The organism is Streptomyces rugosispiralis, from assembly GCF_024505145.1.
Classification (GTDB): Bacteria; Actinomycetota; Actinomycetes; order Streptomycetales; family Streptomycetaceae; genus Streptomyces; species Streptomyces rugosispiralis.
The window spans coordinates 12,932-33,118 of sequence record NZ_JANIAA010000057.1; the positions used below are offsets into that span (position 1 = coordinate 12,932).

The 20,187-nt window shown below is 69.9% G+C and carries 13 protein-coding genes and 4 pseudogenes; 6 read left to right on the plus strand and 11 right to left on the minus strand.

The features are described 5' to 3' along the window. Window positions 1–116: 116 nt before the first annotated feature. Window positions 117–2,837 carry a family 78 glycoside hydrolase catalytic domain gene (locus NP777_RS43230; RefSeq protein WP_449343562.1) on the minus strand — a complete coding sequence of 907 codons (2,721 nt, stop codon included), beginning with the start codon at window positions 2,835–2,837 and terminating at the stop codon, window positions 117–119. 590 nt (window positions 2,838–3,427) lie between these two features. Between NP777_RS43230 and NP777_RS48755 the strand changes: the two genes are divergently transcribed. Beyond that, window positions 3,428–3,811, plus strand: coding sequence for a CoA transferase (locus tag NP777_RS48755; protein WP_391858689.1), 384 nt, complete (start codon window positions 3,428–3,430; stop codon window positions 3,809–3,811). On the opposite strand, the pseudogene NP777_RS43235 reads toward NP777_RS48755, so the two are convergent. The 3 genes and pseudogenes from NP777_RS43235 to NP777_RS43245 all read right to left on the minus strand — a co-directional run. Continuing rightward, window positions 3,729–4,550 (minus strand): annotated as a pseudogene (locus NP777_RS43235) (NAD(P)-dependent oxidoreductase); the annotation flags it as partial. The gene NP777_RS48755 and the pseudogene NP777_RS43235 sit on opposite strands and share 83 nt — an antisense overlap. Before the next feature lie 129 nt (window positions 4,551–4,679). Next, on the minus strand, window positions 4,680–4,982 hold the full coding sequence (locus NP777_RS48760) for a hypothetical protein (RefSeq protein ID WP_391858688.1): 303 nt from the start codon (window positions 4,980–4,982) through the stop codon (window positions 4,680–4,682). Between the two features lie 37 nt (window positions 4,983–5,019). Next, window positions 5,020–6,330, minus strand: a complete 1,311-nt coding sequence (locus NP777_RS43245; protein ID WP_256655687.1) for a PucR family transcriptional regulator — start codon at window positions 6,328–6,330, stop codon at window positions 5,020–5,022. Window positions 6,331–6,776: 446 nt separating this feature from the next. On the opposite strand from NP777_RS43245, the gene NP777_RS43250 reads away from it, so the two are divergent. From NP777_RS43250 to NP777_RS48765, 3 genes and pseudogenes are all read left to right on the plus strand, one after another. Beyond that, a complete protein-coding gene (locus tag NP777_RS43250; RefSeq protein WP_256655688.1) occupies window positions 6,777–9,056 on the plus strand; it encodes an ATP-binding protein in 2,280 nt (759 codons plus the stop codon). A gap of 283 nt (window positions 9,057–9,339) precedes the next feature. Then, window positions 9,340–9,936 carry a hypothetical protein gene (locus NP777_RS43255; RefSeq protein ID WP_256655689.1) on the plus strand — a complete coding sequence of 199 codons (597 nt, stop codon included), beginning with the start codon at window positions 9,340–9,342 and terminating at the stop codon, window positions 9,934–9,936. Window positions 9,937–10,198: 262 nt separating this feature from the next. Then, window positions 10,199–10,408: pseudogene (locus tag NP777_RS48765) on the plus strand (hypothetical protein); the annotation flags it as partial. Between the two features lie 20 nt (window positions 10,409–10,428). On the opposite strand, the gene NP777_RS48335 reads toward NP777_RS48765, so the two are convergent. After that, window positions 10,429–12,333, minus strand: coding sequence for a protein kinase domain-containing protein (locus tag NP777_RS48335; protein WP_256655690.1), 1,905 nt, complete (start codon window positions 12,331–12,333; stop codon window positions 10,429–10,431). A gap of 179 nt (window positions 12,334–12,512) precedes the next feature. Between NP777_RS48335 and NP777_RS43265 the strand changes: the two are divergent. After that, window positions 12,513–12,650, plus strand: a pseudogene (locus NP777_RS43265) (IS5 family transposase); the annotation flags it as partial. A 143-nt stretch (window positions 12,651–12,793) separates the two neighbouring features. On the opposite strand, the gene NP777_RS43270 reads toward NP777_RS43265, so the two are convergent. From NP777_RS43270 to NP777_RS43280, 3 genes are all read right to left on the minus strand, one after another. Beyond that, window positions 12,794–13,435: a DJ-1/PfpI family protein gene (locus NP777_RS43270; protein ID WP_256655691.1), complete on the minus strand. Its 642-nt coding sequence runs from the start codon at window positions 13,433–13,435 to the stop codon at window positions 12,794–12,796. A gap of 405 nt (window positions 13,436–13,840) precedes the next feature. Further along, entirely contained in the window at window positions 13,841–14,509 is a 669-nt protein-coding gene (locus NP777_RS43275; protein ID WP_256655692.1) for an NADPH-dependent F420 reductase, read from the minus strand. 70 nt (window positions 14,510–14,579) lie between these two features. Further along, complete coding sequence (locus NP777_RS43280) at window positions 14,580–15,521, minus strand: SDR family oxidoreductase (RefSeq protein WP_256655693.1); 942 nt, start codon at window positions 15,519–15,521, stop codon at window positions 14,580–14,582. Window positions 15,522–15,730: 209 nt separating this feature from the next. On the opposite strand from NP777_RS43280, the pseudogene NP777_RS43285 reads away from it, so the two are divergent. After that, window positions 15,731–16,637: pseudogene (locus tag NP777_RS43285) on the plus strand (LysR family transcriptional regulator). Between the two features lie 12 nt (window positions 16,638–16,649). Here NP777_RS43285 and NP777_RS48885 read toward each other — a convergent pair. The 3 genes from NP777_RS48885 to NP777_RS43305 all read right to left on the minus strand — a co-directional run bounded on the left by NP777_RS48885 (window position 16,650) and on the right by NP777_RS43305 (window position 19,977). After that, window positions 16,650–17,387, minus strand: a complete 738-nt coding sequence (locus NP777_RS48885) for an HAD hydrolase-like protein (RefSeq protein WP_449343563.1) — start codon at window positions 17,385–17,387, stop codon at window positions 16,650–16,652. Between the two features lie 95 nt (window positions 17,388–17,482). Next, the gene (locus NP777_RS43300; RefSeq protein WP_256655694.1) at window positions 17,483–17,761 is read right to left on the minus strand and encodes an HPr family phosphocarrier protein; all 279 of its coding nucleotides are present in this window, start codon (window positions 17,759–17,761) and stop codon (window positions 17,483–17,485) included. 110 nt (window positions 17,762–17,871) lie between these two features. Next, the gene (locus NP777_RS43305) at window positions 17,872–19,977 is read right to left on the minus strand and encodes a transketolase family protein (RefSeq protein ID WP_256655711.1); all 2,106 of its coding nucleotides are present in this window, start codon (window positions 19,975–19,977) and stop codon (window positions 17,872–17,874) included. Window positions 19,978–20,187 lie beyond the last annotated feature (210 nt).

Here is a 20,187-nt window from a genome sequence, read left to right on the forward strand (position 1 = left end):
CGCCGCGGCGCACACAGGGCGACGGCAGGCCGCCGCGGGCCACCAGCCAGTAGCCAGTAGGCGTCGGTGAGGCCCGGCCGACGGGACGGGAGAACTTTGACATCGTGTGCGGGACGTCAACGGGCCCGGACAGTGAACACCCAGGTCCCGGAGCCGACTCGGTACGCGACCGCCTGGTCGCTGACCTGTGTCTTCCTGGCTTCGGTGGGGGCTTGGACGCGGTGGTCCCCGTCGGACAGAGGTACCCGTACCACCGCGCGGCTGTTGGCCGGGATGGTGACGGTCAGCCGCAAGGTGTCCCGTGTCTTCTTCCAACCGCTGGCGACGCGGCCACGCACCGTCTCCTGCGCGGCGGACACCTGGTCCAGGGAGGCGGGGATCTGCGGCGCGACCGTGATGTCGCGGTAGCCGGGCTCGGTGGGCCTGATCCCCGCGAGAACGGTGTAGAAGGAGGTGTTGATACCGGCGAACATGGCGTGGTCATGGGTTTCCATCGAGGAGCGGTAGAGCCACTGCTCCCAGGTGGTCGTGGCGCCGTGGGTGAGCTGGAAGCCGAAGCCGGGATAGGTGCGTTGGTGGAGCGCGGTCATCGCCAGGTCGATCCTCCCGGTGCGGGCCAGCGCGTCGACCAGGTAACGGGTGCCGAAGATGCCGGTGTCCAGGTGGCCGCCGTCGCGCTCGACGATGGTTCGGGCGAGTTGGTCGCCGACGTCGTCGACCTTGCCGGCGGGCACCAGCCCGAACGCCAGCGGGAGCACGCTGGTCACCTGGCGTCCGCTGCCGTACGTATCACCGGCTTCGTTGAGGAAGTACGCGTTGAACGCGTCCTTGACGCGGCCTGCCAGGGACGCGAAGTGGCGCGCGTCCTGCTGGTGCCCGAGGACTTCCGCGGCCTTCGCCGTGGCCTCGGCCTGCTGGTAGGAGAGGGCGGTGTTGACCAGGGAGACCTCACTGAAGCAGTCCCCGGCGGAGGGGCTGCCCATGCCGTCGTTGGCCTGCGGCCCGTGATCGGGCGGGCACCAGTCGCCGAAGCCCTTGTCCGCGGGCCAGATGAGCCCGGGGGCCTCGGCGGCATTGCGGTCCACGAACCGTTTCATGTCCGGATAGGCCGTCTCCAGCGCGTTCCGGTCGCGGTATTGCTCGTACAGGGTCCAGGCCAAGGAGACCTGACCGCCGGCCATGTCGGGGTACTGCGCCTTGACGTCGTCGGAGGGCAGCGCGGTGCCCGGCGGCAGGTCCCCCAGATACTTCGCGTAGAAGCCCCCCATGCCGAATTCGCGCGTCGCGGCGTCCCGGTAGGCCTGGACGTCCATGGCAGGAGGAGTGCGCTCGTCGCGGACCGGGGTATCGGTGGGCGTGCTCATGGAGTTGTTGAGGACGCTCCAGCGGTTGTTGTGCCAGATGCGGTTGAGAACCTCGCTGGAGGAGCTGAAGGTGCCGGTCGACGGCACATCCGCGTGGACGACACGTGCGCGCACGTCCCCGAGGCCTGCCGGCCCGGGGAGACCGGTGACCTCCAGGTAGCGGAAGCCGTGGTAGGTGAAGCGCGGCTCATAGTTCTCGCGACGGCCCGTCCCCGCGAGGGTGAAGGTGTCGGTCGCCGCGGCATCCCGATTGGTGGCGGTGTCCAGCGTGCCGTCGGCGTTGAGCTCCTCGGCCGTACGCAGGGCGATGCGCGTGCCGGCCGCACCCTTGGCACTCAGGTGCGCCCAGCCGGCGATGTTCTGGCCGAAGTCGTAGACGTAGGTGCCCGGTCGGAGCTCGGTCACCTTCCGCGGTTTCAGGGTGTCCATCACCCGGACCGGCGGCATGGTGTTGGACCGCAGTGAGCCCTGCGGTGCGTCGACCATCGACACGCTTTCCCAGGAACGGTCGTCGAAGCCGGACTCGTCCCAGCCGTCCTGTTCCTTCCGGGCGTCGTAGGACTCACCGTCGTACAGATCGTCCGCGGTGATCGGCCCGATGGACCACTTCCAGGACGGGTCGGTGGTGAGGCGACGCCGGGTACCGTCGGTGAAGGTGACGTCGAGCAGCGCGATCGCCTGCCGTCGGCCATTCCAACGGAAGCCGTACCGGCTGAAGTTCTCCCCGTAGCCGTGGCCCAGCCACAGTCCCACGGTGTTGCCACCCTTGCGCAGCGCCTTCGTCACGTCGTACGTGTCGTACAGCACCCGCCGGTCGTAGGGCGTGTTCGCGGGTGCGAGGACGCGGTCGCCGACCTTCGCGCCGTTGAGGCGCAGCTCGTGGAAGCCGAGACCGGCCACATACGCCCGCGCGCCGGCCACCTCCTTGTCCAGGGCGAACTCCTTGCGCAGCAGCGGAGCCCCGGCCTGTGGATCGGATGGGCCGATCCACCGCGCACCCTCCCAGTCCTCGGGCGCACGCAGCGCCGTCTCCCAGAAGGAGGGGGCACTCCACGCCGACGCTCTGCCGCGCTCGTCCCAGACGCGAACCTTCCAGTGGTAGCGCGTGCGAGGGCTGAGCTGCTGACCGCCGTAGGGCACCCCCACGGACTCGTCGGAGCGTTGTCTGCCGCTGTCCCAGACGTTGCCCTGGTTGTGCGCCAGCCGTTCGGCGGAGGTGGCGACCAGGATCTGGTAGGCCGATTGCATGGCGTTGCGCGACTCGGAGTTCAGCTTCCACCCCAGCAGAGGGCGAGCGGCGTCGACCCCGAGCGGTTCGGCCCGACCATCGACGGTGGCGCCACCGATGTGGAGTCCGCTGTCGGCGACGGCAGTCGGGCTGCCGGTGACCAGCGCCGTGGCCAGGAGGAGCGCAGCGACACCAACCGGCGCGAGCACACCTCGGGCAGATGTGAGTCTGCTGCGTCCGCACACGTTGAGGACCTTTCGCAAGGGGCATCGGCCAGGTGTCGCCAACAGAGCGGCTAAAACGATTCAATCCGTGTGTCGGTTATAGCAGCGCCAGTCAGGCGCGGCTAGTACTCCCGTTACAGCTCGCCGTCGCCGTCGCCATCGTCGCGGTCGAGGGTCGAGGCGCGGGCGTTGAGCGGAGAGTGTGTCGCTCTCGGGAGTGCCGGGGGCGGGGGCGGCTCTCGTGCGGCGATGGTGCCGAGGGTCCCAGGTGCTATGGCTGGGCAGCCGCTCAGCTTCCCGCCGGCCCGTTCTGAGGTTGCGGAAGCCGCTCCCTCGCGCCCCGCACCGCGGCTGACACCCGAAGGCTCATGGCACCTTGCCGCCCCAGAGCAGGGGGCCACCACCGCCACATTGATCAGGCACTGAGATCGTCGCTCCGGCCTCCAGGTGGAGCCGTCATCACCTGGCGACGGCCGGACACTGCCACGACAAGCGACGCACCGCCACCAAGCGCGCACCACCGTCATCGCCGATGAGGCGATCGCGCCTCGTACCGGCGCCAGGTCCAGCTCACCGTCGCGGACGGCGGCCAGGCGCGCGGTCACCGGGAGATCGATGAGCTTCGGCTCGCCGCCCTCACCGGCCTGGCGGGTCGCGGTTCCACCGGCCGAGGCCACCACTTCGACATCTCCATGATGGACGTCCAGCTCAGTCTGCACGCCGTCAACGCGGCCCGGCTCTTCGCCCTGCACGAGGACCCTGTGCGCACCGGCACCCGGCACCCCGGACGGGTGCCGTCCACGGCCTTCCGTACCGCCGACGAGCGGCCCGGACCGGTCAGGGGCGCAGCAGGGTACCGGCGGCCTCCTCCAAGAGGGCTACGGCGAGGAGTTCGCCGTCCATGGGTCCGAAGCGCTCCAGGGCCGGCCGGTGGATGCGCAACACCGTGTCGGCCATCGCGTATGGGGTGCCGAGGTCTCGGGCCTCATCGGTGATGACCTCGAGCTGGTCGTGGATGCGGTCGAGGCCGTAGGAGCGCAGGTAGTCCCCGGCGAACAGAGCCGGCAGGTCCCGGCGGATGAAGTCGCTCCCCGCCGCGCTGTCGGCCAGCGTGTCGTGCAGGGCGGCGAGGTCGATGCCCGCTCGGCGTCCGAGCAGCAGGGCCTCGGCGGTTGCCGTGGCCTGGCCGAACCAGAGGAGGTTGATGAGGAGTTTCGTCGTGTAGCCGGTTCCCGGGCCGCCCATGTGGCGGATCCGGTCCGATGTCGCCACCGCCTCCAACAGCGGCCCGCACCGGTCGAGGACTTCGGCGGAACTGCCCACGAACAGCCGCAGGCGCCCGTGTTCGGCGTCGTCCGGACTGCCGCCCATGGGCGCTTCGAGGGCATCGACGCCGTGGGCACCGGCTCGTTCCCGCAGTTCCCGCGCGGCCGCGGGGGCGTTGCTCGTCATGTCGATCCACACCGCCCCAGGGGCCAGGGCGGCGAACACGGCGTCCGGAAGAGCTGCCGCGGCCTCCTCGGGGCCAGGAACCACGGTGACCAGTACATCCGCCCCGGCTGCGGCGGTCGTGACGGAGGGCGCCCAGTTCGCGCCCAACGAGCGCACCGCCTCTTCCCGTTCGGGACGCAGATCGGAAACGGTCACCGTGTGGCCCGCCGAGGCGAAGCGTCCACACAGAGGTGTCCCCATTCGGCCGGCACCGACGAGGGCTATGCGCGAGGGCAAAGAATCACCGCCATGGGAGTCGTTGCGTCTGTCGTTTCCCTCCGGCGCACCCGAAAGACCGCTGCCGTCCGGTCACTCGGAGACACTATGGATCACCTGGGAACACTGCGGTCATCCCATGAGGCCGTAACGTGATCACGATCCGGCCTTCTCGAATCGTCGTCGCCAGATGAGGCTGCCGCCCCATGAGCCGCAGGCGTCGTGAAGTTCGAGGCGGCGCTCCCGGCGCACGGCCAGGCGCTTGAACTGGTGGAGCGGGGCGAAGGTCTGCTCGACGACGTGGCGGAGTTTGGCCAGGGCCGCGGCGCTCTCCTGCCGGTCAGCCGCAACAGGCCCGGCACCGAGGTTCCGGTGATGAGCGCGGCCCTTCCGCAGGGTGCGGTCGCGTCCGCTCGGGCGGCGGTGGACGCCCTGCGGATCCCGGAGACGGCTGACCATCACCACAACGTGGAACGCGGGCGGTACCGGCGCGACCTCAACCAGCGGTGCGCGTGTGCACCTCGTCGGCCGAAGCCGAGCCATCGGTACGGGTTCCTCCGCCGAGGACGGGGTCGCGCTCCGCGGTGAGGTAGTCGTGGGCCCGGATCGCCAGCAGGACGGCGCCCGCCTGATCGCCGTCATCGACGTGAGACTCAAGGAACGGGCGCAGTTCGTTTACCCGGTACTTGACCGTACTGTGATGCACGCCGAGATCCGCGGCAACCGCCTTGAGCCTGCCCCGGTGCCGCAGATAGGACGCCAGCGTGGGCAGTACCCACGCTCGCTCGGCCAGGCGACCGAGCGATTCCATACAGCCTTGTACGAAGCGGCGTGCCTGCTCGGGGTCGGCGACCAGTGCCGCCAGGGGCGCGAGTTCCTGGTAGTCACATACGCGGGTGGCAGCCTTGTCCAGCCGCCCCCCGATGCGCAGGGCCTGGAGCGCCTCGCGATGGCTCTGGCGTATCTGCGTCGTCCCTCTCGCGACCCCGCCCACTGCGACACCCAGAGGAGCGCGGGTGTGCGCGAAGCGCTCCAGCCGGTGCAAAAGCTGGCGTCGTCCCCCCTGGTGCACCGGGCAGGCGGCCAGGACACTGCGGTGACGAGTGGTCCAGTACGTCGCCCACGCCTCCCGGACGAGCCCTGCGGCCAGCTCGTCCAGGGACAGCCTGGTGGTGCTCGGCAGCACGTCGAGCACCACCACACAGTGGTCCGACTCCAGCACGTCCGCGTGATGGTGCTGTTCCCGGTGCTGGTCGGCCAGGATCGCTTCGAACAGAGCGGAGCGGCCTGCCGCCGGTACCCGACTGGCCTGGAGAGCCTCGGTGGTGTGCGCCTCCTCGGTCGCGGTGGTCAGCCGGTCCACGAACTCGAGCATGCGCCTCGACAACGGAGCCACCAGTTCCTGATCGACCGGCAATTCGAGGATCTCCTGCCACACCGTGTGGGTGGCGATCCGGTAGGCGCGCAGCATGGCCTCCCTGCCCACGCCCTGCAGCGCCCGCCGCCTCCTCGCCTCCAGTACAGGAAGCAGCAGGTCCTCGTCTATGGGCCGGGACAGATCGAGTGCTTCGATCCAGCACCGTATGCCGGCGAGTGATACGGCCTTCATGTCCGCCAGCACCAAGGGATCCGTGATGGCCGCGTACTGCGGGATCTGCGCCTTGTATGTCAGAACCATCCGCGCCACCAGCGAGTCGAGGCGGGGGCGGATCTGCTCGGCGAGTTCCCGTAACCCCGCCTGTTGCCGGGCCGACACCGGCAGGGAGGTCTCGTACCCGGCCTCGTCGCCCTCATCGCTGAGCGCCACCGATATCGCCCTTTCGACCACTCGGACCTCGTCTGAGGCCGGCCCGTGTGCCGGGCCCGTGCGTGCGCTGCCGTGCTGAGTCTTTCGCATGCACGGCGGGCTCGATCAGGGGACAACTACCCGTGTCCGCGTCATGCGGCGTCGGCGACGTGCCGGACGTCTGATCCTCGACGGCACGCAGTCCAGTCGCGTCCTTCAAGGAATTGGTGACTCCGGGCTCGGCTCGCCCACGTATGGCCGGTGACATTCGAGGGGGGATCCACACGTGTCCCAAAGCCGTAGCCGGCACCGCAAGTTCCGGGCTCGGATATATTGCCAGGCTTGCGGAACCAGCCAGGGTTGACGACGTTATGGAGGTGACCGGGGTGCCCGCTGATCTCACCCCTTTGATCGGTCGTCGCCGTGAGACGACTCTGGTCAGACGGCGACTCTCACTGTCGCGCCTGGTGACCCTGACCGGAGTCGGGGGCGTGGGCAAAACCCGGTTGGCTCTGGATACCGCTGCCAAGGTTGGCCACATGTTCCCCGACGGGGTGCACGTGGTGGAGCTCGCGACTGTCCGTGAGGGGGAGCTGGTCCTCTGGAACATTGCCGCCTGTTTGAGGCTCCCCGACAGGCCGGGACACGCGGCGCTCGACATGGTCGTGGACCATCTCCGTGACAAACGGCTACTGCTCGTCCTGGACAACTGCGAGCACCTTGTCGATGCGTGTGTCGCCACGGTGGACACGCTGCTGCGGGCCGCACCGGCGGTGCGCATCCTGGTGACCAGTCGGCAGGTACTGGGGATCACCGGGGAACAGACCTTCTCGGTGCCGCCGTTGCCCACCCCTGTCCCTGGCCGCCGCACTTCGGCGAGCGACCTGTTGCGGTACCCGGCTGTCGTCCTGTTCGAACAGCGTGCCGCGGCCATTGCTCCCGGCTTCCAGGTGGGCCGCGAGAACGCCGAGGCGGTGACGCGTCTGGTGCACGCACTGGAAGGGATTCCACTGGCGATCGAACTCGCCGCGGCCTGGATGCGCACGCTGACGGTGCAGGAGATCCTCTCCCGCCTGGAGGACCGTTTCAGTCTGTTGCGGCTGGGCAGCCGCGCCGCCTTGCCACGCCAGCGGACGTTGCGCGGCCTCGTCGACTGGAGCTACGAGCTGTGCACGGAGCAGGAACAGGCGCTTTGGGCGCGTGCGTCTGTCTTCTCCGGAGACTTCGATCTGTGCGCCGCGGAAGCCGTGTGCGCCGGCGAGGGCCTGGCTGCGGACACGCTGGTCGAGGTGGTGAACGGCCTGGTGGAGAAGTCGGTTCTGAGCCGTTCCGAGCACTCTGGGCGGGCCCGCTACCGGATGCTTGAAACCCTTCGCGAGTACGGCCAAGAGCGATTGTCCGGAGCCGGCGCCTTGACCCGTTTCCGCCGCCGCCACCGAGACCACTATCTCGGCCTCACCGCGCGGGCCGAAGCCCAGTGGTTCGGGCCCGAGCAGGAGGCATGGTTCGCGCGGCTGCGTGGCGACCACCCCAATCTCCGCGTGGCACTGGAGTTCTGTCTGCAGACTCCCGGTGAGGCGACAGCGGGTCTGGCCCTGGCGGTGGCTCCGCGTCATTACTGGATCTCCTGTGGCTCTTTGGGCGAGGGCCGAGACTGGCTCTCCCGCCTGCTGGAAGCCGACAGGGCCAACGGGGCGGCGTCCGCGATCCGTGCCTCGGCTCTGGCGACCCACGCCTATCTGGGAATTCTGCAAGGGACCGCGGAAGACATACTGGGGATCCTCGATGAGGCCCAGACCCTTGCCGCACGCATGGGGGACCGGTCCACTCTGGCCTGGGTATGCCACCACCGCGCGGTGGCCGCCACCTGGAACGGCGACATCGCCCAGGCCGCCGCGCTGTTCGAGCAAGCCGCGACCGCTTTGCGCGAGCTCGGCGACATCGGGGGCACTACCGAGTGCACGACGAAGCTGGCACTCGCCCTTGCGTTCGTCGGAGATCTTCCCCGTGCCGCCGCCCTGTGTGATGAGTGCGAAGCGGTCATCTCGAAGCATGGTGAGTCGTGGCTGAGGGGGTTCAATCTCTTCACCAGGGCGCTGCTGTGCTGGCACAGGGACGAATTCTCGACGGCGGGGACACTGGCCCGGAACGCCGTCGGGCTGCTCCGCCCCTTCAACGACTGGTGGGATATCGCCATGTGCGTGGATCTCGCGGCCTGGAGCGCGGCCCAGACCGGCATGCCGGAGCGTGCGGCAGGGCTCTTCGGCGTGGTCCGGTCCTTGTGGGCATCGATTGGCGCATCCCTGCACACCGCGCCCTTCATGGCCGAAGCCCACGAGCGGTACGAGCGGGACGTGCGCGGAGAGCTGGGCACCAAGGCGTTCCAACGGGCCCTCCGGGGTACGGCGAATCTGTCCCTGGTGAACGCACTGGACTACGTCGTCGATGATCAAGTGGCCGGTACTTCGTCGACCAGGCGGTCAGCCGAGCGGCACGGTCGGAGCATCCCTCAAGCGCTGACCCGGCGAGAGCGGGAGGTGGCCGAGTTGGCCGCCCTCGGCATGAGCAACAGGGAGATCGCCACCAAGCTGGTCATCGCACAACGCACCGCGGAAGGGCATATCGAGCGTGTCCTGGCGAAACTGGGCTTCCGGTCCCGCGCTCAGCTCGCCGGCTGGGTACACCAACAGCGCAGTGCGCCCGAGCGGCTGCCTTCCAACAGCACACCTCGTCGCGGACATGGGTAGTTGTCCCGCGATCGAACCTGCAAGGCGAGCCCCGCGGCGTCCACCGCGGTCGGGGAGTTGTGGGGGCCGTACCGCTGGCGGTCGGTGCCCGCGCGTACCTTGCCGCAGAGCCTGAGCTGTCCTCGATGGGCGAAGCGGTACCGCGAACTTGGCCTCGGCAGACGAAGTGATCACGCGCACTTCTCGCTAGCGTCTCGCCCATACGGCGGTTGCCTCCCTATGCGGCGCTTCGTAGATCCGTCGATTGGACTGGTGTGAAGTGAAGATCAAGTTTGGTCAACTGTTGAGACGACTTTTGGCGGTGGCGGCCCGGAGCCGGCTCGCCGCCGCGGTGGGCGTGGTCGCGCTGCTGGCGGCCGTCCTCACCGGCACGGCCGTCGGTACGGCCAGTGCGGCGCCCCAGACGGCGCAGGGCGCTGCCACCACTCAGGCGTCCCCCGGATGGGTCTGCCCCGGCACGCCCATACCGGATGGCTATGTGGTCACCCTCCGCGCCGCGAACGGGTGCAACGGTGCGGGTGCCTGGTACATCCAGCCCGTGCAGAACGGGATCTGGGTGTGTGCCACCTCGCCGATCCCTGCCGGCTATGTGATCACTCTCCACACGGCCAATGGCTGCAACAGCAACATCGACACCTGGTTCCTGGAGACGGCCCGTGATGGCCAGTGGGTCTGCGCGGGCTCGCCGATCCCCTCCGGTTACGTGCTCACCGGCCACATAAGCAATGCCTGTGGCAATATCGGCTCGTGGTTCCAGCAACAGGCCCGCGTCGGCCAGTACATCTGCCCTGGTGTGGCCGCGCCGGCCGGCTTCCGCACCGATGCCTATAACGCGAGCATGTGCAGTGGCCTCGGGGGCTGGCTCCTGGTCAGCGCCTGATCCGATCGGGATCCGCCGGGAGGCGCCGCGTGATGCGCGGTGCCTCCTCGTCGATGAGGCCTGCGACGGCTGGTCGGCGTTTGATCCGGACAGGCTCCAGGCGCACGGGGGAGGCCGCGAGAACGTGTGTGGCCGGTGGTGGGAGCCTGTGTCAATACCGGATGTTCTATCTTGCGTGAAGGTGCTCCGAGCGCGTCCCACTCGATCCGGCGAGTAGGGTCCCCACCCGTAGCCACCTCGGCGATCGAACCACCCGGTGCTCATGACACGTGCCACTGCGGTACTGCGTCCGCCATCCAGAACGACGGCCGAGCCCCCAGGAGACCCGAAAGTGACGGACACCCCGCGCCGACGGACGCAGGAACAGCGACGTGCCGAGACCGAGCGGCGTGTGCTGGAGGCCGCGGTGGCCCTTATCGCTCGCAATGGCTCACGCGGCGTCACCCTCGCTCAGGTGGGGGAAGCCGCGGGGTACAGCCGGGGGATCGTGTATCACCAGTTCGGCAGTCGTGAACGACTCCTGGAAGCAGTGGTCGACGCGGGGCAGAGGTTCGACATCCCGGAGTACGAGGGGAACGGCCTGGACCATCTGGTGCGGTTGGTCGAGGCGTATCTGCGCAACGTCGCCGAACGGACCCCGTCGACTCGGGCGTTCCTGCAGTTGCGGGGCGGTTCCCAGACCTGGACGCGCCCGTCCACGCCCTGCCACACACCGATGCGTCCGTCGGCGCTCAACCTGACCGGGCACCCCGTGGCGCGTGCGGCGGAGCGGATGACGCGGGTACATTCGCCTGCCCCGAGATCCCAGAACTGCACCGTGCCGTCGCGGCTCGTGGACAGTGCGTACGAGCCGTCGGGGGTGAGGTCGACGCCGAGCACCTGCGTGCGGTGGCCCCTGACCGCCAACCGCTGTGCGCGGGTCGCCGTGTCCCACAGCCGGAGCACGCCGTCCCAGTGGCCGCTCAGCGCGAGGCGTCCGTCGGGAGTGAACCGGATCGGCAGGTAGCCCATCACCTCGTGCCGGGCGAGCAGTTTCACCGGCGCGGTCGGCACCGCGAACGGCTCGCGAAACTCGCGGGTGCCGGTGTGGCGGGCATCGGCCACGGTTCCGGAGGCCGCCACCCGCAGCGCCGCCCGTACGCCGGGGTCGTCGGGCCGTTCGCGCGCGAGGGCGTCGAGCAGGTCGTGTGCCGCCGCGAGGTCGCCGCGTTCGAGATGGACCCGGGCCAGAAACAGCCGCACCTGCCAGGAGGACGCGCCGGACCCACGTGGGATCGCCTCCAACCGGGCGGCGAGTTCCCCATCGGTGATCGCCCCCGTACGCCACCGGAACAGGCCACCGTTGTACACGGCCCCGACGTGGTGCGGGTCGACCGCGAGCGCCTGGTCGAAGGCGCGCTCGGCGTCGGCGGCCCGGTCCAGGTCGAGGAGCGACAGGCCACGGTTGTTGAGCTCGTCGGCCCGCAGATCGGCGGCCTGCGACGGGGGGCGCGGATACGCCGAGCCGGTCGCCTGCTCGTAGATCCCGGTCAGTACATCCGCGATGTCCGCCATCGAGGCCGGCCGCTGGGCCGGGTGCTGCCGCAGGCAGCGCCGGAGCAGGTGGGCGACCTCCGGCGGCGCCGCGACCGGATTCGAGGGGTCGGCCAGGTAATCCTCCAGTGCGAGACCGGCGACCGAACCAGCCGCCCAATGCACACCGCCGGTGAACATCTCCAGGACCGAGACCGCGAAACTGTAGACGTCGCTGCGCCGCCCGACGGGCTCGCCCGCGAGCTGCTCCGGGGACGCGTAGCCGACCGTCATGCCGCCGAACGGCACCAACACGCTTGCGTACGGCGCCACGTGGAGGTCTGCCGGGGCCGTGGTGGCCTTGGACCGGGCGAGACCGAAGTCGGTGATCTTCGCGGTGCCCGTGCCGTCGAGCAGAATGTTGGCCGGTTTCACGTCCTGGTGCACCAGGTCTCTGCCATGGGCGTGCTCGAGCCCACGGGCCGCTTGGACCGCCGTGTCGAGAACACGGGCGAGGGCCTGCCGCGCGTCCCCGGCGTGGAGCCGCCCGTCGCCGATCCACTCGGCCAGGCTGCCGCCGTCGACGTACTCGGCGAACACACGGGGGACACCGTCGATCACCCGCACGTAATGGCAGGCGCAGACGTTCGGATGGAGCCCGAGGGACACCCACGCCTCGGCCTCCCTGACGAACAGCTCCTGATCGCCGGGGCTCCGGAACAGCTCGGGCCGCGAACTCTTCACCGCCATGTCGATGCCCCAGGCCAGATGCTGTACCCGGTGCACGACGCCCATCCCGCCCCGGCCAAGCTCGCCGATCACCCGGTACCGGCCGTCGACGGTCTCGCCGGTCACCCAAACGGCCGGCGACGTAGGTGCGTTCACTGCGATTCCTCATCGTGATTGCGGCAGAAGTCGCCTTCCTGGAAGGCCCGGACGCGGAGGGCCCCGTTGTCAGATTTCGACGAGGGTCAGTATGTGACGTCGTCGATCCTGGTGTCGATGTCTCAGGCGCACCGCGGGGGGTGCGGGAGCGCGCCGCCCGCACCGCAGCGAGCAACTCCGTGCCGGCGAGGACGCGGGTCCGCGGGCCCGTCGTACACCCCCGCGTCCGCCCGGGTGCGGTCGCCGGGGACAAGGCCTACCCGTCCTGCGGCAACCGCGCCCGCCCGCGCAAACGCGGCATCAAGGCAGTCATCCCCGGGACAGCTACCTCGCCGTGGCTGTGCGTTTCCACCCGGGCGCCGTGACCGACTTGCGGGGCTGCCGCCGACACAACCCGGTGAACGGGGCGTTCAGGACGGCTCCTGATGTCGTGTGCGCACCCGGCCGCGGCAGTGTGCTCTCAGCCGTTGTGGGGCGGCTCCTTCCCCAGTTCGAAGACCCGCTTCCGCACCGCGTCAGATGCCTTGGCCAGCGAGCCGGAGTCGAAGGGGGGCTGCGGGTCGTACTCGATCCACAGCTGAATCGCCTGGGCGGTCACCTCGTCGGTCAGCGAGGCGGCCAGAGTGAGGGCCATGTCGATACCGGAGGAAACGCCGGCCGAGGTGATGACCTTGCCCTGTCGGACCGTACGTTGGGGGGTGTAGACGGCGCCGTACGACGCCAGCGCTTCCGCCCCGCTCCAGTGGGTGGTGGCGGTCAGGCCCTTCAGCAGGCCCGCGGCGCCCAGCACCAGGGACCCGGTGCAGACCGAGGTGGTGAACCGGGTGCGGGCGTGGACGCGGCGCACCCAAGCGAGGAAATCGGCATCGGCCACCATCGCCTCGACGCTGCGCCCGCCCGGGATCAGCAGGACGTCACAGCGCTCCACCTCGGAGTACGTGGCCGGGACGTACGTCGGCAGGGCCCCCAGCGCATCCTTCACCGGGCCCTTCTCGGCTCCGACGAACCGTACGGAGGCGCCGGGCATGTAGGCGAGGACTTCGTAGGGTCCGACCACGTCGAGCGGCTCGTAGTCGTCGTAGAGCGGGATCACGATGTCCATGGCGGCTTCCTCTTTCCCGGATGACCTCACGGTGCGGATGTCGGATTGCGGCGCGGACGCTGCCGCCGCGCTCGCGGCGAGTGGCAGCGCGGCCGCAGCGGCCATGCCGGTCCCGAGGACAGCGCGCCGGGACACGGCGGCTGTTCGAGCGCGCCTGGGTTTGCTTGTCATGGCTGGATAGTCGGCCGCGGCCCCACATCAGTTCCCGTACGCACCCGGCTGAGCCCTCGGATCCCAAGGTGAGGAGTGCGGCTAGGAGTGCAGCTCTCCTGAAGGCAATTCTGGCCCGCGGCTTCGCCTGATTGCTGTAATGGCCGGCTCCGTCCGACGCCTGCCGGAGTCCGACGCCTGCCGGACGGAGCGATAACACGGCCGGGCCATGCCGTGGCCCGTGTCAGCTCGCGGTCACCGCGTCGCGGCGGCCAGTGCCGCGCGGATGGCGTCCTCGTCGGCTGGCTGGCCCTTCTCGTTCGAGAACGGCCCGTAGGGGGTTCCCCATACCGGCGTGTCTGTCGCCTGCCGCCAGCTGTCGGCCAGCGGTCCCGCGTCCACCACGCTGTACCCGATGGACTCGATGAATTCGGCTACCGCCGCCTTCGCCGATGCGGAGTCCCCGGCGATCGGCAGGTAGGAGCGGTCGGATGCCCCCTCGGGGCGGGCGAGTGACAGCAGGTGCTTGTAGAAGATGTTGTTGAACGCCTTCACGAGCATGGCGTCCGGGATGTACCGCAGCAGCAGCTCGCTCGAGGTGAGCGACTCGCAGTCGAGCTCGGGAACGCGCCCGTCGCGCTCGGGGCCGTAGTTGCACGTGTCGATCACCGTCTTCCCGGCCAGTGGCGTGGCGGGCAAATCGGGGAAGGCCTTGACCGGCACCGTGACCACGACGATGTCACCGGCCGCCGCGGCCTCCCCGCTCGTCGCCGCGGACGCCCGCGGCCCCAGCTCCGCGGCCGTGTCCGCGAGCGTTTCGGGACCGCGCGAGTTGCTCAGCACGACCTTGTGCCCAGCCTCGACGGCGAGTCGCGCGATGGCACCGCCGATGTATCCGCTTCCGATGAATCCCACAGTCGTCATATTCTCGGCTTCCTGTAGAAGGTCCGTATATCGGTGATGTGCCGGGCTCATTATGATTCGGGGTCTGCCGTCAGCCGGCGGGGAAGTAATGGCCGTTGTCCAGATCGGCGAGCAGGCCGGGCCGGGTGGGTTCCCAGCCGAGGGATTGCCGGGTGATGAGGCTGGACGCCGGGAGGTCCAGCGTGACCACAGCCGTGAGGAACCCGAAATATCCCGGCAGCATCAGCTCGTCCGCGGGAACGCTGATGGCGGGCAGGCCCAGACGGCTGCCAATGGCCTCGGCGATCTCGCGGAGCGGGATGCCCTCGTCCTCAACCGCGTGCCAGTACCTGCCGGCCGGGCCCTTCTCCAGCGCCAGGCGGAACACCGAGGCGGCATCGCGGACGTGCACGGCGCCCCACAGGTTCGCGCCGTCCGCGGGGTAGCCGGCGAAGCCTTTCTCCTTCGCGACCGCGATCAGCGTGGGGAGGAAGCCCGCATCGGCCGTGCTGTGCATGATGGGGGGAATCCGCACGACCGAAGACCGCACTCCCCGCTCGGCGAGGCCGACCACGGTGGCTTCCACGACGTTACGAGCCCGCAGGGTGCCCTTGTGCTCATCGCCGGCGGGAAGGGCCGGGTCCTCCTCGGTGGCCGGCCGGCCCAGGCTCCCCCTGTTCCCGGGGGAGCCTATGCTTCCCGCCACGACCAGCGGCTTTCCGGTTCCCTCGAGTGCCTCGCCGTACGCGAGCACGAGCGGGAGCTCCGCGGCGGACACGGCGTCCATCCCGCCGGACGGAAGCAGGTCCTGCCGGTGCGCGACGTGGATGACGCCGTCGGAGTCCGTGGCCGCCTCCTTGAGCCCGTCGAGATCCTCGAGGTCGCCGCGGCGCACCTTCGCGCCGAGCGCGGACACCGCCGCCGCGGCCGTGTCCGACCGGGCCAGGCCGGTGACCTCGTGTCCGGCGGCGATGAGCTCGGGGATGATGTGCGAACCGGAATGGCCGGTCCCGCCAGTGACCAAAACGCGCATGCTGCTCATTGGTGTGCCTGCTTTCTGGAGCCGGATAGGAAGCCATTCCCGCCCCGTCGTTGCCAACGGTCATCCCGACGCCGAATTCTTGTGTCGAATTCGCGGCCCCATCGGGTACCTATTTGAGGTTGTCATTGGCATGAGCGAGTGTCCAAGACCTCTTTCAGCGGCTGCGATACCCTGAAGGCATCGCCGGACCGGGAGGCTCCATGGATCTGGACCTGCGCAAATTGCGCTACTTCGTCGCCGTCGCCGACAAGCTCCACTTCGGCCGCGCCGCCGATGAGCTGCACATCGCGCAGCCGGTGCTCAGCCGGCAGATCCGCGCGCTGGAACAGGATCTCGGCACTCCGCTGCTGACAAGGGACAGCCACGGCGTGGAGCTGACCGACGCCGGCAGGCAACTGCTGACCGACGCCACCCCGCTGCTGGCCTCCGCGCACGCGGTCCGCCGCCGGGTGACCGTGGCCGCACGGGGCAGCCGGCGGCTCATGGTCGGCTTCCGGGCAGGCATCGCGGTCGCCCCGGCGGTTCGGCGACCGGCACCCGGACGTTCTGGTGGACGTGCAGCGGATCGAATGGGACGACCAGGCGCCGATGCTGCTCGACGGCCGCATCGACGTCGGCTATGTGCGGCTGCCCATCGACGAGGCCGGCCTGCGCGTCGCCCCGCTGTACACCGAGCCGCGGGTGGCGGTGCTGCCCGCCGGCCACCGACTGGCCGGCCGGGAGCAGATCACCGAGGCCGACCTGGCCGGCGAGCCGCTGGTCTGGCATGCCGACACGAGCACGCAGCCCACCAGGCGCCCGCACCCGAACGCCGGGTACCTGGTGCGCGGGGTGGACGAGACGCTCGAGCATGTCGCGGCCGGCCGGGGCATCTCTTTCCTGGCCCGTTCGGCGACCGTGTTCTACTCACATCCGGACGTCAGCTATGTGCCCGTCCCGGACCTGGCGCCCGACCAGGTGTGCCTCGCGGTGGCGGTATCGCACGCCTCGCCGCTGGTCGACGACTTCTTCACCGCGGCTCAGGCGGCGGCCGAGATCACGGCAGAATGCGGGAACTACGAAATGTGGCAGCTCGGAAGCGGTGCCGTTTCAGAGCAGCACGGTTGAGCAGTTCGCCCATCACAGGGCCTCGTCGATGCCGGAGCCGGAGTGGCGCGCCGCGCCGGGGGAGTGTGGCTCGTCAGCCGGCCGTGGTGTCCATGAGGTGCGTGAGGTCCGGGATGACGCCGAGCGTGGCGTGTGAGAGGACGCCGGGTTCGGTGGGACCGCCGCTGTAGCCGACGGCGGGCATGCCTGCCGCGAGAGCGGCGTCCACGCCGGCCGGGCTGTCCTCGACGACGAGGCAGTCGGCAGGGGGCAGCCTTGGCTGTGGGCCGCGTGGAGGAAGAGGTCCGGGGCGGGTTTGCCGCGGGGGACATCATCGGCGCTGAACACCTTGCCGGTGAACCGTTCGATGAGTCCGGTGGCCGTCAGGGAGTGTTCGATGCGCTCGTGGCTGCCGCTGGAAGCGACGCAGTAGGGGAGTTGGCGCAGGTCGAGGAAGTCCAGCAGTTCCCGGACACCGGGCATGGTGTGCGGTCGGGCGGCGAATGCGTCGCGGACCCGGTTTCGGTAGACGCCGAGCCAGTCGGGACCGAGCGGGACGGTGGCGTGGGCGCGGACCTGCTCGTACAGATACGATTCGGGCCTGCCGAGGAACCGTTGCCGTACCTGCGCGGGCGTGAGGGGCCAGCCGACCTCCGTGGCCATCTCCGCCACAATCGCGGGGCCTATGCGTTCGGTGTCCACCAGAACTCCGTCGCAGTCGAAGATGACGAGCCGGGTGTCACGCAGGGCACGGCGTGGGCGCGTGTTCACGATGACCTCGCTTCGCACGGGGGATATCGACGGTGCCCCGCCCTGCTGTCGCCGCGGGCGGCCGCAGGGCGGGGGCAGTGGGGCGGACTCGGGTGTCATCCCTCTTGCCGGGCGTCGTGGTCACGGGTGAGCAGGACGGCCAACTCCTCCAGGGCCGCCTCCGCGCCGTCCCCCTCGGCGGCCAGCACCACCGAGTCGCCGTGAGCGGCTCCCAGCGCCAGTACGGACAGCAGACTGCGCGCGTCGACGGGGTCCCGGCCGTCGCGGGCGATGGTCACCTTGACCGGCTGCTTGGCGGCGGTTTGGACGAACGCGGTCGCGGGTCGGGCGTGCAGCCCGCTGCGGGAACCGATGGTGACGACACGCTGGGGCATCGTGGGTGCTCCTTTGTCTGGGGGAGGGAGTCGGACTGCTGGGCGTGGCCGGCGTGGTCGCGCGCGGGGCGGGCCGCCCTTACGGCTCGGGCCTTGGCCGCCGACGGTGTTCAGGAGCTCGCGGCGGAGAGGGATTCCAGGGCGGCCGCTACGACGGCGCCTTCGGTCATGCCGACCGCGGCCATCGCCTGTGCCGCGGGAGCGGAGGTTCCGAAGCCGTCGACGGTCACGGTGCGGCCGTACTCGCCGAGCAGGTCGTGCCAGCCGAAGGCACACGCGGCCTCGACGACGACACGGGCCCGGACGGACGGTGGGAGCACCGCGTCACGGTACGCGGCGTCCTGTTCGGTGAACCATTCCTTGCACGGAACGGAGACGACCCTCGCCGCCACGTCTCGCTGGGCGAGCGCGTTCCTGGCCTCCAGGGCGAGTGGCACCTCACTGCCGCTGGCCAGGAGCACCACATCCACGGCGCCGTCGGTGTCGGCCACCACATAGGCACCGCGGGTCACTCCCTCGCGCACCTCGTCGGCCGGTGTCGGCAGTACGGGCAGCGCCTGACGGGCCAGTACCAGTCCGACCGGCCCGGTGCGGCCGAGCGCGCTGAGCCAGGCAGCCGCGGTCTCGGTGGCATCGGCTGGGCGGACCACCGACAGACCCGGCATGGCCCGCAGCGCGGCGAGGTGTTCCACCGGCTGATGGGTGGGGCCGTCCGCGCCGAGGGCCACGGAGTCATGCGTCCAGATGTGGACCACCGGGAGGCTCATGAGGGCGGCGAGCCGCAGGGAGGGCCGCTGGTAGTCGCTGAACACCAGAAAGGTGCCGGCGAACGGGGTGTCGTAGCCGACGAGGGAGATGCCGTTCAACGCGGCGGCCATCGCGTGCTCGCGAACGCCCCAGTGGATATTGCGGCCGTGGAGACCCTGCCCGCTGCCCTCGCCGGTCGGCTCGTCGGCCGGGACGTCGGCCGGCTCGTCGGCCGGCAGGAACGAACCGCCGGAGGTGATGGTCGTGCGGTTGCTGTCGCCGAGGTCGGCCGAACCACCCCACAGCCGTGGCAGCGTGTCGGCCAGGGACTGGATGACGTTGCCGGAGGCGTCCCGCGGTGCGACGAGGGTTCCCGGCTCAAACGACGGGAGGGCGTCCGCGGCCCCGGCGGTGTCGATGGGCCGGATGGCGTGTGCGCGTGCCCGGGCACGCTCGGGGTGTGCGGCCGCCCACTCGGCGAGTGCCGTGTCCCAGGCGCGGTGCAGTTCGGCCCCTCGGGAGACCGCGCGCCTGGTGTGCCGCAACACCTCCGCCGGTACGGTGAACGGATCGTCGGCGATGCCCAACCGGGCCTTGAGCGCGGCCACTTCGGCCATGCCCAGGGGGGCGCCGTGCGACGCGGCTGTGTTGGTCGCGTTCGGGGCGGGGAAGGCGATCTGCGACTTCAGGGCGATGAGGCTGGGCCGGCCGGTGTGCGCGCGGGCGGTGGTCAGCGCGGTGTCGAGGGCGTCGGTGTCGATGTCACCGTCGGCACCGAGACCCACCGTCTGTACGAACCAGCCTTGGGCGGTGAAGCGGGCGACGGTGTCCTCCCGGGTGGTCAGGCCCGTGGAACCCTCGATCTGGATGCTGTTGTCGTCCCAGATCACCACCAGGTTGTCCAGCCGATGGCGTCCAGCCAGGGCCCCGGCCTCGTAGGAGATGCCTTCCTGGAGATCGCCGTCGGAGCACAGCACCCATACGGTGCGGGCGGGAACGCCGTCCGCGGTCGCGTCGGCCCCCGCCAGCCGGCCCTGGTCCCGTTTCAGGGCCATGGCCATACCGACGGCGGTGGCAACCCCCTGGCCCAGCGGCCCGGTTGTGGTTTCCACCCCGGTGGTGTGCCCGTACTCGGGGTGGCCCGGTGTGAGGGATCCGAGTCGTCGGAAGTGCCGCAGGTCGTCCAGTTCCAGCCCGTAGCCGGTGAGGCAGAGCTGCGTGTACTGCAGGATGCTCGCGTGCCCGCACGAGAGCACGAAGCGGTCGCGCCCCTCCCATGAGGCGTTCGCGGGATCGTGCCGTATGTGGCGCTGGAACAGCAGGTGGGCGACGGGGGCCAGAGCCAGCGCGGTGCCCGGATGGCCGGAGCCGGCTGCCTCGACCGCGTCCACCGCCAGGGCTCGCGCTGCGGCGATGGCCCGCTCGTCCGCCTCGTCGAGCACGCGCCCGGCCCGGCCTTGGGAGGGCATGGCCGTCTGCTCTGTTGCGAAAGTCACGGAGACTCCTTGGAGATATCATGACGTCATGATGACTTCGGAAACGTAGTCGATATCTCCGTGTAGGCGCCAGGGATCCGCCGGGAGGGGAACCTCACAGCTCAGCGGAGAGTCACGGGCGGGTGCTCCGGAGCATGGGCGCCGACCGGTGCTCGCATTTCGCTTCGGTTGCGACTATTGACG